This is a genomic window from Paenibacillus sp. B46(2026), assembly GCF_056786355.1.
In genome coordinates this window covers 6,717,669-6,731,523 of sequence record NZ_CM165907.1, presented here as the reverse complement: position 1 = coordinate 6,731,523, position 13,855 = coordinate 6,717,669, and the positions used below count along the sequence as shown (strand labels likewise).

Sequence of the window (13,855 nt, the reverse complement as noted above, 5' to 3'; positions counted from 1 at the left end):
CTTGAATTAACGTGGGAGGGATGATATGGATACGCTGAGGCGGTTAAATGAAGCGTTGAATTATATGGAGGAGCATCTGATGGACGTCCTGGATATGAAGGAGATTTCCCGGATTGCCTGCTGCTCGGAGTATCATTTTACACGCATGTTCTCTTTTCTTAGTGGTGTAACGCTCTCGGAATATATTCGACGTCGCCGCTTGACGCTTGCAGCCATGGAGCTAAGCCACAGTGACAGCAAAATTATTGATATTGCGTTGAAATACGGGTATACATCGCCGGATTCTTTCTCGCGTGCTTTTCAAAGCATGCATGGCACTACGCCCTCTGAAGCGCGGAACCATGGTCCATCCCTTAAAGCCTTCCCTCGGATGACATTTCAACTGACCATTCAAGGAGGAAGCGAAATGAACTACCGTATTGAAGATAAAGAGGCGTTTCGAATCGTGGGTATTCGTAAAAGGGTGCCGATCGTATTCAACGGGATAAATCCGGAGATCGCTGCGATGTACCAGAGTCTCACACCGGAATTGATTGATACGATTAAAGGGGCATCGAACGTCCAGCCTCTAGGTTTAATCAGTGCTTCGGCCCATTTCAGTGAGGGGCGGATGGCAGAACAGGGAGAACTGGATCATTACATTGGCGCAGCTACGACCAAAGAGACGCCTGAAGGACTGGAACAGTTGGAGGTTCCTGCTTCGACGTGGGCTGTATTTACTGTCGTTGGCCCGTTTCCAGGCACACTTCAGGAGGTGTGGGGCCGGATCTACGCAGAGTGGTTTCCTTCATCCGACTATGAGCTGAGTGAGGGTCCGGAAATGCTATGGAATGAGCACAAGGATGTTACCGTTGAGCAATATAGAAGCGAGATATGGATACCCATTCGGAAGAGATGATATTATCTCTGGATGAGTATCTGCGAACGCAGCTTTTGAAGCTGCGTTTTTTCGTTTTCAGAATTTGCTAACGGATCAATGCGCCGTTTTCATTGCGAATATATGTAATATAATGGTATTATTTTAATGGAATTGTAAGAATTCTTGTATTCAGCAGTGTGTTTTAAGAAGGGGGCGAGCACAAATCGAAATGAAGTGGTGACCTTATACGCAAGCAGACATAACATTCCATGAATTATGGACATGCCCACATAGCAGACATACCGATATGAGACGGAAGTTTCGGTTGTTATACATTATAATGTAAGCGCTTTATAAAATGAATTCCAAGGAGGAATTTACTCATGGCCCAACGTAGTTTGAGAAAGGCACTTGGCTTGTTTTTAATTGTCTTTATGATCGCAACAGCTGCTGTATATCCTGCATCTACCGGACATGCGGCAACCATATATGTTACTGATAACGGCTCCAGGATTGAAGTAAATACCGGATCAGGATTAGTCTATGTGGTGAACAAAACCAATGGAGATATTATATCGGCCAAAATGAACGGTACGGAGCTGAACAGTAACAGGGGATCGCATATCGGATCAGGCTTGGGTTCTTCTGCCAATGTAACTTGGAACACCTCTCCTTCAGGATCAACCGTGTTAATCACGGTATCGACAAGCACCCTAACTCATTATTATGCTTCGCGTGGTGGAGAGAACATCATATACATGGCAACGCATATCACGGCTCAACCTTCGATCGGAGAGCTACGGTACATTTTCCGTGGTAATGGTAGCGTGTTAACAGGTGTTCCGGCGAATTCGAATAATCGGGGCAACACAGGAGCAATCGAGAGTCAGGATGTATTTGGTTTCGCTAATGGTCAGAGTGCCTCGAAATATTATGGTAATGATCAGGCCAAAGACTTATCGGTTCGTGGAGTTACGGGTAATGGCGTCGGTGTATTTATGGCCTATGGCAATCGAGAAAAAAGCTCTGGTGGTCCATTCTTCCGCGACATCCAGTTCCAAAGTGGAACAGAGACGGAAGTATATAACTATATGAACTCGGGACATGCACAGACGGAGAATTGGCGCCTGGGTTTGCATGGGCCGTACGCTTTGATCTTCACAACGGGTGGTACGCCGAGTGTGCCCGATTTCAGCTGGATGGCTGGGCTGAATCTGCAGGGTTGGGTATCCAGTCGGGGTAATGTCGTGCTTAATGGTCTCTCCGGGATGGATACGAGTTATGCGTACACGATTGGGTTCGCCAATAGCAATGCCCAGTATTGGGTGGGTACCTCTTCAAGTGGGGCAGCCGCCAAATATAGCATGATCCCGGGCACATACACCATGACAGCATATAAGGGAGAACTGGCCGTATATACGGAAACGGTTAATGTCACGGCAGGACAAACGACAACTCTGAATACACGTGCGATCAACAATGACCCCAGTAAAGCCTCTAACATCTGGCGAATCGGTAACTGGGATGGTACGCCACGGGAGCTCCTGAATGGACAGACGATTCCGATTCGTCACCCTTCCGATAGTCGCAACCCAAGCTGGGGACCTGTCACCTATGCTACTGGTAGCGCGACCAATCGATTCCCGGCAATCCAGTTCCGTGGTCAGAATTCTCCAACCACAATAACGTTTAACTTGAATGGATCTCAAGCGGCAACTTCTCATACGCTCAACATCGGGATTACCGCGGCCTACAATAATGGCAGACCTAGTGTAACGGTTAATGGACATGCTTTAACCAATCCTGGTGCATCTTCACAGCCCAAATCTCGTAGCTTCACCATTGGTACGTATCGTGGGAACAACACAACCTTTAGCTGGAATGTTCCAGCATCCTACTTCGTGAATGGTTCCAATACCATCACAATTACGCCGATCAGCGGTTCCAGTGATTTGGGTAACTGGTTAAGTGCAGGTTGGGTCTACGATTGTGTTGAGTTGCTGAATTGATTTAAGAATACAATTCAGTGGAAGGAATAAAGGAGGTAACCTGTCTGGTTTTCTTAACCAGGTTCAGGTTACCTCTTTTAGCTTTGTCATCCGAAATGAAAAGATATTGATTCATGATATCCCTAAGGATCTTGCTTTGCTGGAGATGGTGATCCGGATAGTGGTATAATTTTCAATACGTAATCATGAGTGAATGAACGGGGAGGAAAAGAGAATGAGAGATGATCTGTTGGTTCAATTGCAAGAGTGGCATGAAGAAGATGAATTTCAGGAAATTGTAGATGCAATTCAAGCAATTCCTGTGGAAGAAAGAGATTATGAGCTGGTTAACCATTTGGGACGAGCGCTGAATAACTTGGAAAAGTATGAAGAAGCGGTTGAACAATTCCTGACGGTTGCCAAAGAGGGCACAGGTGACCCACTTTGGCATTACCGGATTGGACTGGCTTATTATTATCTGGAACAATATGCTCATGCGTTGCAAGCATTCGAAAGAGCGGATCAATTGGAGCCTGAAGATGAAGATACGCTGGAGTTTCTGGAGTGGATTCGAAGCAAAATGGAGGAGCAGCCTGAATCTGAACCTGAAGGTGAAACGGACACAGAGGTTGTTGAAGAGTTACGTGAAACAGTTGGCGTTGTACCAACCTATCAAACGATTCCCAGACCGGAATCTGGTGAATTCTGGAACGATAGTGAGCAGGCACTGGAGCACTATGTGTCCAACCCGCCAAGTGACGGTCTCATTGACTCTGTGGAGGAGCAATTGGTGTTCCGACTCCCTGCCTCCTACATTGAGCTGATGAAAGTACATAACGGTGGAGTTCCGTACAATCGTTATTTCCCTTTTGCGAACACAGCCACGGGAGCTACAGATTATGTTGAAATCGAAGGCATACTGGGCATTGGCCGTGAGAAACCTCGCTCGCTGGCCGGCACGGAAGGTAGCTGGACTTTGATTGAACGTGAAGGCTATCCTGAGATTGGCGTGGTCATTGCGGTATCTCCTTCAGTGTCAGGAGTTGTCATGCTTGATTATCGTTCATTCGGTAATGATGGCGAACCGGAGGTGGTATATGTGAAAAGGGAGCAACCCAAAGAGATCATTCCGCTGGCACCGAACTTTGAGACGTTTATCCAAGGATTAATAACTCCGGAGGTTTAAAACTCCAATAGAGATTCCTTAAACTGTTGTGTGGAAAACACATCATTCGTTCAGGAGCACTATTGTCTGGAAGGGAGACAGAAGGCGATATGGAGGAACCGATCAAGATATATAACACCGCAGTTGAAGCTTTTCTTGAAGTGATCGGGGGCAAGTGGAAGCCCGTTATTCTGTTCCATCTTACCTTTGGCAAGAAACGTAATGGCGAACTGATGAAGCTGATCCCTGCGATCACCCAGAAAGTGTGACTCAGCAACTTGGTGAACTGACGGAGGCGGGGGTCATTGTCCGTATTTCCCATCACCAGGTTCCACCGAAAGTGGAATATGAGTTAACAGAGTATGGGTGGAGTCTCAAAGAGATTCTCCATCTGATGTGTAGGTGGGGCGATACACACGTGGAAAATGTATATGGTGATCGAGGAAAAATTCTGTTTAAGCCGCCAACTGCTGACCGTTGAGGGACTAAATCAATTAAAGGTTTGGCCTTTCTTAGCTGGTATTGATAGATGTGAAGCGTTTAGTTGGCACAACCATATAGGACCATAGCACTGAAGATTAAGTACGTTGTATTTATCCAAAGAGTAAAATCAGGATGTATAGAAAGATTTTCGACAATATTCGGAAATCCTCTTGATGTAAACGGACATATTTGATATGATGTATTCACGAAAGCTACTCACGATAACGGCAAACTTGTCGAAAGGCAAGGACGCAAAGCTATAGGGCCTTCTTGACGAAATGTCAAATGGTAGCCAGTTACCGAACGAAGATGCTTTTTTTGTTTTTATTGGACAAACATCCATAAGAATCTGTGAAACTCTAATACGATAACGGCAAACTTGTCGAAAGACTAGGACGCAAAGCTAGAGGGCCTTCTTGACGAAATGTCAATGGCAGCCTGGCCACCGAAGGGAGTTTACAGCATGCGAAATGCAGTGTTCGCTATTGTAGGTCTTTTAATGTTACTGATTTGGACTCCGGTTGTACAAGCCGCACAATCTGAAGATTGGCTGAGCTTGGAGCAGCTTGACCGTGGTGCAATCGTCATTCGATATGACGTGAAAGCCGACGTCAAGACGAAGCTCATGATCGCGAAAGGTCAGGAAAAATATACATATGTGCTTTCGCCTGACAAGCAGCAGGAAGTGTTTCCGCTGCAGATGGGCAATGGTGATTACATGGTGACCATGCTGGAACAAGTCAGCGGAACCAAATATAAGATCGTTCAGGAAAAGGCAGTTGCGCTTCAACTGAAAAATGGTAGCAAAGTGTTTTTGAACTCTGTACAAAATATCGATTGGAGTGAACGGGACAAGGCTGCTCAGCTCGCTAAGAAGCTAACCCGATCTGCCCAATCCAACGAAGAGAAAGTACAGGCTGTTTACGAATATATTGTCGGGACAATCCGGTACGACAAAGCTCTTGCATCCAGCGAGTTGACGGACTATCTTCCCGATATCAACCGCACAATGGCAGGGAAGAAAGGGATGTGCTACGATTACGCCTCCTTATTCGCCTCGATGCTGCGGAGCATCGATATTCCGACTAAGCTTGTGATGGGAAATTCGGAATACGTCGATGTGTACCACGCTTGGAATGAAGTTTATTTGAACGGGCAATGGGTAACCGTTGATACAACTGTCGATGCGAGCTGGAAAAGTAACGGAGCCAAATTCAAAATGATTAAAGACGCATCTCGCTATTCTACAACTAAATATTTTTAATTATTGTATGATAAACCCAAGCTTTGGACGATATGTCCAAAGCTTATTTGAGTTTGTATAGAAAATGTATAGTTTCGGACTTTATAATGTAAGAAGCCCATTTGGTTCTTAAGAAAAATACAGACACTAATGAATCGTGCGCCAATAGGAAGTAGTGGAGGTGATGGACTGGAACGTCCCTTACCAGCATGCAATCCTATGGATGTATGGCCCGATTTGCGCACGAAAAGCAAGATCGGAACCGGATATTATGAGGGTAATGTGAGAGACAGAGGGAGAGAATATGAAGAAAAAAGTTAGTAGAATCGTTGTGGTGATGCTGCTTCTGATTCAAACGTTGTTTGGCACCTCCGCTTGGACGGTTAGTGCAGCGGCTGGCGAGCAGGACTCAGCAGCTAGTATGCAGGACTCAGTGGTTAGCGAGCAGGAAACAGCAGTTAGCATGCAGGAATCAGTGACGGATGATGTATATAACCCGCCGGCGCCAGCCGTCAATAATACGGAGGGTATTTTAACAAAAGTTGTGTTAACGGATATGAACGACACCGTGATTGATGCGGTATATAATCCGGACAGCAGGCTGGACATTGGCGCAGCTGTCAATCTCAGTTACGAATGGGAGCTTCCGAACGGACACGGCTACAAGAATGGGGATACAATTACCTTCGACCTGCCACAGCAGTTTGAAATTTTTACGGAAATTGATGCACCCCTCGTTGCCGGTCAAGGCGAGGTTGGCCGATTTACGGTCGATCAGAACGGAAAAGTTGTGATGACCTTCAACGATTACGTGGAGAGTCATTCCAACATCAGCGGCAAGCTGCAAATTCGCACGGAATTTAAGAAGGAAGTCTTTAAAGGAAGCACGGAAATCATTATTGCCATTCCGGTAAAAAGCGGAGTGCAGACCATTATCGTGAATCTGAAGCCAAAGGGCGGAAAGCTGATCGATAAGCAGGGGAAAGCGATTGGCAAGGACCAGATCGATTGGACGATTCAGGTCAATAAGTCACTCGATAAAATCAAGCATGCGGTCATTGCGGATGCAATGCCTGAAGGCCTGGAGCTCATCGCCGACTCTGTGGAAGTTTACCACCTGCAGGTTAACGGTGACGGATCGACGGTCCTTGGCGATAAGGTAGAGGCTGGCAAGTATACGGTCGAAACAAACGGTGGCGCCAAACTGGAGCTTGCGTTCCAGGATGAAACGATTAGCAAAGCCTATGAGATTCGCTTTTCGACGAAGCCTACCGGTGAGCAATCTCGTTTTGAGAACATCGCTGTGCTGTCTGGCGACGGCATGGAAGATGCCAAATCGACCGCTACGGTAACGGTGGACCGAGGCAAATTTCTGGATAAATCTTATCGTCAGGATAAGGACACCGGGGTGATCACTTGGACTGTGAAATACAATTTCAACGAGAAGAAGATTCCAAGAGATCAAGCGCTCATCACGGATGAATTCAGTTCGATTCATGCATGGGTTGCCGATTCGCTGAAGGTGTACAAAGGGAATTCAACGGCTTCCAAAGATCTGCTTTCATCGGATGAATACACCCCTACACCAATGGGCACGAACGGATTCAAACTTCAATTCGAGAAGGATATCGATTCCCCGTATACTATCGTTTACCAAACGAAGCCGGTCGATCGGACGGTCGCCGACGGGCAGCAGGTGAAGAACAAAGTTGTCTCGGGGGAGTCTTCCAAAGAAGTAACGGTTCCTGCCCAAGGAAGCAAGGCTCTGGTGAAAGGTACCTGGAAAGTCGATTTTGCGAACAAAACGGCGAGATGGCTTATTACAGTCAACGGCGATAAAAAACCGGACGGCAGCAAGTACAGCATGGAGAATGTAGTTATTACGGATACGTTCCCGCACGACGGCCTCGAATTCGTTCCGGATTCAGTGATCGTAAAAGCGGACGGAAAACTTGTTTCTGCGGGTGATTATAACATTGAGTACGATAATGCACACAGCGGCTTTATAATCAAGTTCTCCAAGACCATTAACACCACGTATACGATCGAGTATGAAACGAAGTTTAACATCGGCTGGCTGAAGGACAGCAATCTGGACTTTATGAACAGAGCTTCCATGACATGGATCGAGAACGGCGAGAACAAAGGGCCGATTGTACGGGATGCAAGCTTCTCTTCCGACGGTTATACGAAAAATAACGGCGGAAAAGACGGCAGCTACGATCCTGTTCAAAAAGAGATTACATGGAACATCAAGATGAACTATAACCTTGATTCGCTTGCCGAAGCGACCGTGAAGGACGTTCTGAAGAATGATCAGAAGCTTGTGCCGAACTCGGTGAAGGTTTACGAGATGAAGCTGGCCGGGTGGTGGAATGGCGTTGAAAAGGGCGCTCTAGTTCCGGCATCTCAATATGAGGTGACGGAACCGTCCGAAGCGAACGGAAACCAGCTGTCCATTCGTTTTACCGGCCCGATCTCATCCTCGTACTGGATTGAGTTCAAAACATCGCTGCAAGGTACGGTGATTGTCAGGGATATTGATAATACTGCTGAGCTGTGGAATGGCAGCGATAAAGCGGCGACTTGGAACGCCAGAGTGACCGTTCCGCACGGCGGAGAATATGTGAAGAAAAGCGGTGCCCAAAACGGAAACAAAGTTGATTGGTCCATTCGAATCAATGAAGGCCAGTCGCATATTTCCAACGCCAGAATTATCGACTATCCAAGTGCGAATCAAATCTTGATCGAGGATTCGTTCCACCTGTATGCAACCAAAACCAATGCAAACGGTCAAGCGATCAAAGCAGATGAGCTGATCAAAGGAAAAGACTATACGTTAACGATCACAAGTCTTGACGGAGATCAAGAGACGTTTGAATTAAAGTTCACGAGTGACATCTCAACGGCTTATGTTTTGGAATATCAGTCGTTCATTACGGCTGGAGATAAAGAAGCTGTACAAAATAAAGTGGCATTCGAAGGAGATCAGTTAAAGACCGAGCTTAGAGAAACGACGGAAGAGGTTATTGTTCGTACTTCATCCGGTTCAGGTTCGGGAGGTGGTGTAACGGGCAGCCTGGAAGTGACGAAGGTTGACCAGGATGATCAGACGAAGCCGCTGGCAGGAGCAAAGTTCGTGCTTTACGATAAGGCAGGCAAATGGACGCCGATCGTAAAAACAACGGATGTGGACGGGAAAATCCTGTTTACGAAACTGTTGTATGCCGACTATATTTTGGAGGAGCTTGCAGCTCCGGAAGGATATAAGATCGAGCAGGCAACATGGAGCGTAACGATCGACTCCAGTATCAAGAGCGAAGGCAATGTGAAGAAAATGACCGTAACGAACCGCAAGGAAGAGCCTGTTCAACCTGGCGAGCCTTCCAACCCGACGGACCCAACAGATCCAACGGATCCAGGGAATCCTGGTAACCCTACGGAACCGAGCAATCCATCGAATCCCGAAGGTCCTGGAAATCCGGTCAACCCATCGAACCCAGAAACGCCTGGTCATCCGACGGAGCCTACGATTCCGACCGATCCAGGGACGCCATCCGGCGAAGTAGAAGTACCGGATGAAGATATTCCGAGAGGCGAACCGACAACACCTCAAACGCCTCCGACGGACGATCCGGAGACACCTACCATTGATATCGGAGAGGATGAAATTCCGCGCGGTGAAGGCGATCCAACACCACAGCAACCAGAACCTGAGAAGCCGGAACCACAGAAGCCAGAGAAGCCGGCAGCACCGACGCCGGAACCGCAAACTGCGACATCGGGGATTACGATATCGATGCTTCCGAAAACCGGAGAGTCAAGCCGTTATCCGTTTTATTTGGCGGGTCTCGGGCTCATCGTTCTTGGTGTATTGGGTCGCAAACGATTTACCATGAAATAATAATTCGTTGGAGTAACAGCTCCCCTTGTCCTGGAAGCAGGACGAGGGGGGCTGTTTTCATGTCTGGTTGAAGGTAAATCAACAAACTGACTGAGATAAGGCAACCTGTCGCTTGGGCACGTTTAACTCGGAGAGAGAGGGGTCCATTTATATTTAATATCGCCTTCTAATAATCATTGGCTGCTAATGCATAAGCGATGCCTTGTTCTGCATACGTTTGTAAAGAGGCCGGATCATATGCACAAAAAATAAGTTGGTCCTTGTCCACTAAAGCTAACGGGAGTGTCGAGCTTGCCTTCCAATATCAGAATGTCTGGAGTCTGATGGATCTGTTGTCACAGCGCCCTGGCGAATTTGCCAGAAGAATGGATCACCTGTTGCGGTCTACCGAAGATGAGGCCTATGTACTGTTGCAAGTAAAACATCATTTTGCCCGGCGTAACGAGCCGCAGGATCTGCGTGTGTTTTTCCCGAAAGGAAATGTGGCGAAAGCCTTCGCCATTCCGAATCAACTTCCAGAGATAGAAGAGACTACTTGCCACGACGTGGTGCAATTATGCGAGCAGGCGCTGGTGCAGCGGTTCGCATCCCTTCCTCCGCTCGGGAAGACTTATATCGACCCGCAGCTCCATGACTATCTTGTACCCTTTTCCCAGAGATCGGCGAGCAAGGCCCTTCATACCATTGTTCGGGGAAGCCGGGTGATGAGGATACACAAGAATTTCTGAAATGGATCCGGAGTAAAACTGCTGAGAAGACTGTAGAGACAGCCCAATCTGCCACTGGAACCTCAATCGAACCCGCAAGCGTTGGTGACACGGAATTCACGGACTTTTGGGATGACAGTGCAGAAACCGTGGATAAATTTGTGTTGGTCCCACCTACTGATGAGCAGATTGCTTCAGTGGAGGAACAATTGGTTTTCAAGCTGCCAACATCCTATATTAAAATGATGAAATTACATAATGGTGGAGTTTCCCGCGATCGGTATTTCCCAATCACCGACGCGGACGTTGCCGAGAAGGGACGTATTGAGATTTCGGGCATGCTGGGCATTGGGCGGGAGAAGAGACACTCGCTGTGTGGAGAAGCTGGCAGCCGGTGCCATATTCCATATTAGGCGTAAAGAATATAAAGAAATTGGCGTGAACATCGTTTTCTTGGCGTTAGCTGTGTTGGTAGTCATAGGCCGCATGTGAGTTCCAGGAGAGCGGAGTGACCACAACTGCTGCGACGTAAGGAGTGTATGTATACTACGAGAGTATCCCGACAGTTAACAATTGAAATTCGCTACCATTGACTCTGGCATCATGGATAAAAGCGGGAATGTTTAATGGATATTTTTAAAACGGGAAGTAAGGGCGATCGATCTCCGGCATGGTTCCGGGGAGCGGTCGTCATTTTTTTTATCTGGATGCGCCCCCATTGTAGAGATGCTTCATGACAAGTGGAATACCATTTTCATGGCGTACTGGACAGGGGCTATGCTATACCATCGGTTATCGAGCAGCTACCAAATACAGCATGATTCCAACTCCTCGGTGTGTTAAATTTCATATAATTGTATCCGTTGGGATTAAATAGTAAAATATTTAAAGCGATTAAAATTAGAATGGAGGCTCTTATGCGAATTAAAATGCAGGTGTTTCTTTCTGTACTCATTTTCCTGCTTATTTTTTCATCTGCACCCACAACTTCTGCTGATGCAGGAAACGTTCAGTTTGATGAAAGCTTGCTTGCACAAGAAGATGAAAGACTAAAAGATATCTCCGAAAGCCAAATGCTGTCTCACCCAGAAGTTTTACAAATCGCTAAAAAGCATATACAGGGTTATCCGGCAGATGATATTCAGACTAAAGATCGCATCATTACAGCTTCAACCAATCTGATTCCGCTCTATGATTTGAGGGATCAGATTATTGCTTACGCAGTTCCTCTACTGGAGAGAGAACGAGAGATTGGTTATATTTCTGTAGGAGCTTTACGGGATGGGTATGATGCTTACGATATCTTTATAGATGATTCAGCAGTGCAGCGGCTTCATCATTCGTTGTCCAATCCGTCCATTATGGCTACCTCTGAAGAAAGAAGAATAATATTTGTGCCGCCAATGACTTATATGGTACAGGTTACGGATGGAGGCCGACAACAATATTATGAAATGAATGAGGACCTTCAATCCTTGCGGGATGTAACTGAAGCTGTTGAAGAAAATAGGGCTGAATTTCAGCAAACATATGAAACTATCCGATCAGAAGAAAATCAGGAATACATGGATCTAATTCTGGATGGTTATGTTAGTTTCAGTGCCGCCGCTGCTGTTGCGAAAGAAGATGTGAGTCTCACCGTTGAAGCCAATCAATCCATGTTTGTTCCCGTACAGGATGGTTCAGGTTACAGCTATGGCGGAAACCAGAACTGGTACTCCCAAAATACGCATAAAGATCGTGGTTGCGGGCCGGTTGCTGCTGCCAATATCACCAACTACTTGGCTAAGATTACAAACCCCTCTACTTACGGTGGCTTGTACAATGGGAACACAACATCCAAGCAGGACTTTCTTGCACATATGGATAAGATGTATGATTACGTAAGTCCGGGAATTTTGGGTAAAATTTCGGTGAGTGGCTTTGCTTCAGCGGTAGAAAGTTATGCGAAGGACAAAAAGGTGAATTTAAACAGAGTAACCGATAATTCAGCGTTTACGCTCGATAACACGGCTGCCTATATCAAAGCAGGACTTAAGCTTAACTCGCCAGTGGCGACCCTGAATCTGTCCAAATTCTCTGATTACGATTATGAATGGCATTGGATGACGATTACCAAGTATTATCGAGATACTACTGATAGCAGATGGATAGCCGTGTCGACCTGGGGACAACGCAGAAGTATTAATTATCGTACTCATTTCGATGCCATAACGAGCTACCGCTCATTGGGTGGAGGATTCATGTATTTCAAATAAAGTAGGTGATCGGATGTTCAGCAGCACTAAGCCATACTCAAGCGCGTTCTGGATGGTGACCATTCTGGCTCTGGTTCTCTTCATGACGGCGTGCACCTCCTACACCAAAGTGTCTTCGGAAGGGGTTAAAGCTTTCCGACAGGATATCAAGCAGAACTTTCCCGATATTCAAAAGACGGGGATTCGTTACTCCGCTCCCAGGGTTGAAGTTACTTACACGCTCAAAGAGGAACCTAATGAAGAAGAGGTGCAGCTTCTTTTTACTAAGACCAAAGAATTCATGACGAGTCCATCCTTTCAAAGTGAGGTGGTTGATGGTCAGTACCGAAAAGATTATCCGAGTTGGGGTGACCCAGAGCTCGCGATTACTTTAATGGCTCGTGGAGAGGATACTGCTGTCTACCAGTTCATCTGTAAGCCAGAGAAAGTCGAAACGGATAAGGGTGAACCAGTATATACTCACTGGTACGTTCAGACTGAGGGTGATCCGGAAGGAAAGCTTTATCCAGATCAAGAGACGGAAATCAAAAAGTGAAAGTAGCCTGAGCCTCTTAACAAGGGTTCAGGCTATTTATTTGTTCTAGGGTACTACCAGTGCAGGCAGAATTTTAGTTATGATATAAAGAAGGATAAGATCCGTTTTTTTGAGGCAGACGGATGAAGAGTTGGAGAGATTACTTGAAGTCTCATATGCAGAAGAGGACGATGAACTGCTGCCGTCCATCTTTGCCGAACACTTCGAGATCCCGGAATATGACGATATCATCACTCATGTGGAAGAATAGTGTGTTTAGTGGACTGTATCTTGGAAGGGAGACAGAAGGTGATATGGAGGAACCGATCAAAGTATATAACACCGCAGTCGAGGCTTTTCTGGAAGTGATCGGGGGCAAGTGGAAGCCTGTTATTCTATTCCATCTTACATTTGGCAAGAAACGTAACGGCGAACTGATGAAGCTGATCCCTGCGATCACCCAGAAAGTGTTGACTCAGCAACTTGGTGAACTGACGGAGGCGGGGGTCATTGTCCGTATTTCCCATCACCAGGTTCCACCGAAAGTGGAATATGAGTTAACAGAGTATGGATGGAGTCTCAAAGAGATTCTCCATCTGATGTGTAGGTGGGGCGATACACACGTGGAAAATGTATATGGTGATCGAGGAAAAATTCTGTTTAAGCCGCCAACTGCTGACCGTTGAGGGACTTATATAAGCCGATTCTTCAATTCAGGAATCGGCTTATTATGC

Annotated in this window: 9 protein-coding genes, 2 pseudogenes and 2 riboswitches; all 11 genes and pseudogenes read left to right on the top strand. The window is 46.5% G+C overall.

Annotated features, from left to right (window positions below):
- Positions 1 to 25: 25 nt before the first annotated feature.
- Entirely contained in the window at positions 26 to 898 is an 873-nt protein-coding gene (locus AC1S8V_RS29840; RefSeq protein ID WP_482071882.1) for an AraC family transcriptional regulator, read from the top strand.
- A 344-nt stretch (positions 899 to 1,242) separates the two neighbouring features.
- Positions 1,243 to 2,868, top strand: a complete 1,626-nt coding sequence (locus AC1S8V_RS29835; protein ID WP_482071881.1) for a rhamnogalacturonan lyase B N-terminal domain-containing protein — start codon at positions 1,243 to 1,245, stop codon at positions 2,866 to 2,868.
- Positions 2,869 to 3,082: 214 nt separating this feature from the next.
- On the top strand, positions 3,083 to 4,033 hold the full coding sequence (locus tag AC1S8V_RS29830) for an SMI1/KNR4 family protein (RefSeq protein ID WP_482071880.1): 951 nt from the start codon (positions 3,083 to 3,085) through the stop codon (positions 4,031 to 4,033).
- Positions 4,034 to 4,122: 89 nt separating this feature from the next.
- Positions 4,123 to 4,493 (top strand): annotated as a pseudogene (locus tag AC1S8V_RS29825) (winged helix-turn-helix transcriptional regulator).
- A 218-nt stretch (positions 4,494 to 4,711) separates the two neighbouring features.
- Positions 4,712 to 4,799: riboswitch (cyclic di-GMP riboswitch) on the top strand.
- A gap of 58 nt (positions 4,800 to 4,857) precedes the next feature.
- Positions 4,858 to 4,945, top strand: a riboswitch (cyclic di-GMP riboswitch).
- Positions 4,946 to 4,958: 13 nt separating this feature from the next.
- Entirely contained in the window at positions 4,959 to 5,759 is an 801-nt protein-coding gene (locus AC1S8V_RS29820) for a transglutaminase-like domain-containing protein (RefSeq protein WP_482071879.1), read from the top strand.
- 283 nt (positions 5,760 to 6,042) lie between these two features.
- A complete protein-coding gene (locus AC1S8V_RS29815) occupies positions 6,043 to 9,642 on the top strand; it encodes a collagen binding domain-containing protein (protein ID WP_482071878.1) in 3,600 nt (1,199 codons plus the stop codon).
- Between the two features lie 266 nt (positions 9,643 to 9,908).
- Positions 9,909 to 10,346, top strand: a pseudogene (locus AC1S8V_RS29810) (cytoplasmic protein); the annotation flags it as partial.
- A gap of 152 nt (positions 10,347 to 10,498) precedes the next feature.
- On the top strand, positions 10,499 to 10,762 hold the full coding sequence (locus AC1S8V_RS29805; RefSeq protein WP_458462512.1) for an SMI1/KNR4 family protein: 264 nt from the start codon (positions 10,499 to 10,501) through the stop codon (positions 10,760 to 10,762).
- A 504-nt stretch (positions 10,763 to 11,266) separates the two neighbouring features.
- On the top strand, positions 11,267 to 12,607 hold the full coding sequence (locus AC1S8V_RS29800) for a cysteine peptidase family C39 domain-containing protein (protein ID WP_482071877.1): 1,341 nt from the start codon (positions 11,267 to 11,269) through the stop codon (positions 12,605 to 12,607).
- Positions 12,608 to 12,620: 13 nt separating this feature from the next.
- The gene (locus AC1S8V_RS29795) at positions 12,621 to 13,142 is read left to right on the top strand and encodes a hypothetical protein (protein ID WP_482071876.1); all 522 of its coding nucleotides are present in this window, start codon (positions 12,621 to 12,623) and stop codon (positions 13,140 to 13,142) included.
- Positions 13,143 to 13,435: 293 nt separating this feature from the next.
- A complete protein-coding gene (locus tag AC1S8V_RS29790) occupies positions 13,436 to 13,807 on the top strand; it encodes a winged helix-turn-helix transcriptional regulator (protein ID WP_482074620.1) in 372 nt (123 codons plus the stop codon).
- Positions 13,808 to 13,855: the final 48 nt, after the last annotated feature.

What these genes read in the sequence shown, in the direction of transcription:
- AC1S8V_RS29795 (WP_482071876.1), top strand. Translation starts at nt 12,621, where the DNA reads ATGTTCAGCAGCACTAAGCCATACTCAAGCGCGTTCTGGATGGTGACC.
- AC1S8V_RS29815 (WP_482071878.1), top strand. Translation starts at nt 6,043, where the DNA reads ATGAAGAAAAAAGTTAGTAGAATCGTTGTGGTGATGCTGCTTCTGATT.
- AC1S8V_RS29820 (WP_482071879.1), top strand. Translation starts at nt 4,959, where the DNA reads ATGCGAAATGCAGTGTTCGCTATTGTAGGTCTTTTAATGTTACTGATT.
- AC1S8V_RS29830 (WP_482071880.1), top strand. Translation starts at nt 3,083, where the DNA reads ATGAGAGATGATCTGTTGGTTCAATTGCAAGAGTGGCATGAAGAAGAT.
- AC1S8V_RS29840 (WP_482071882.1), top strand. Translation starts at nt 26, where the DNA reads ATGGATACGCTGAGGCGGTTAAATGAAGCGTTGAATTATATGGAGGAG.
- AC1S8V_RS29800 (WP_482071877.1), top strand. Translation starts at nt 11,267, where the DNA reads ATGCGAATTAAAATGCAGGTGTTTCTTTCTGTACTCATTTTCCTGCTT.
- AC1S8V_RS29790 (WP_482074620.1), top strand. Translation starts at nt 13,436, where the DNA reads ATGGAGGAACCGATCAAAGTATATAACACCGCAGTCGAGGCTTTTCTG.
- AC1S8V_RS29835 (WP_482071881.1), top strand. Translation starts at nt 1,243, where the DNA reads ATGGCCCAACGTAGTTTGAGAAAGGCACTTGGCTTGTTTTTAATTGTC.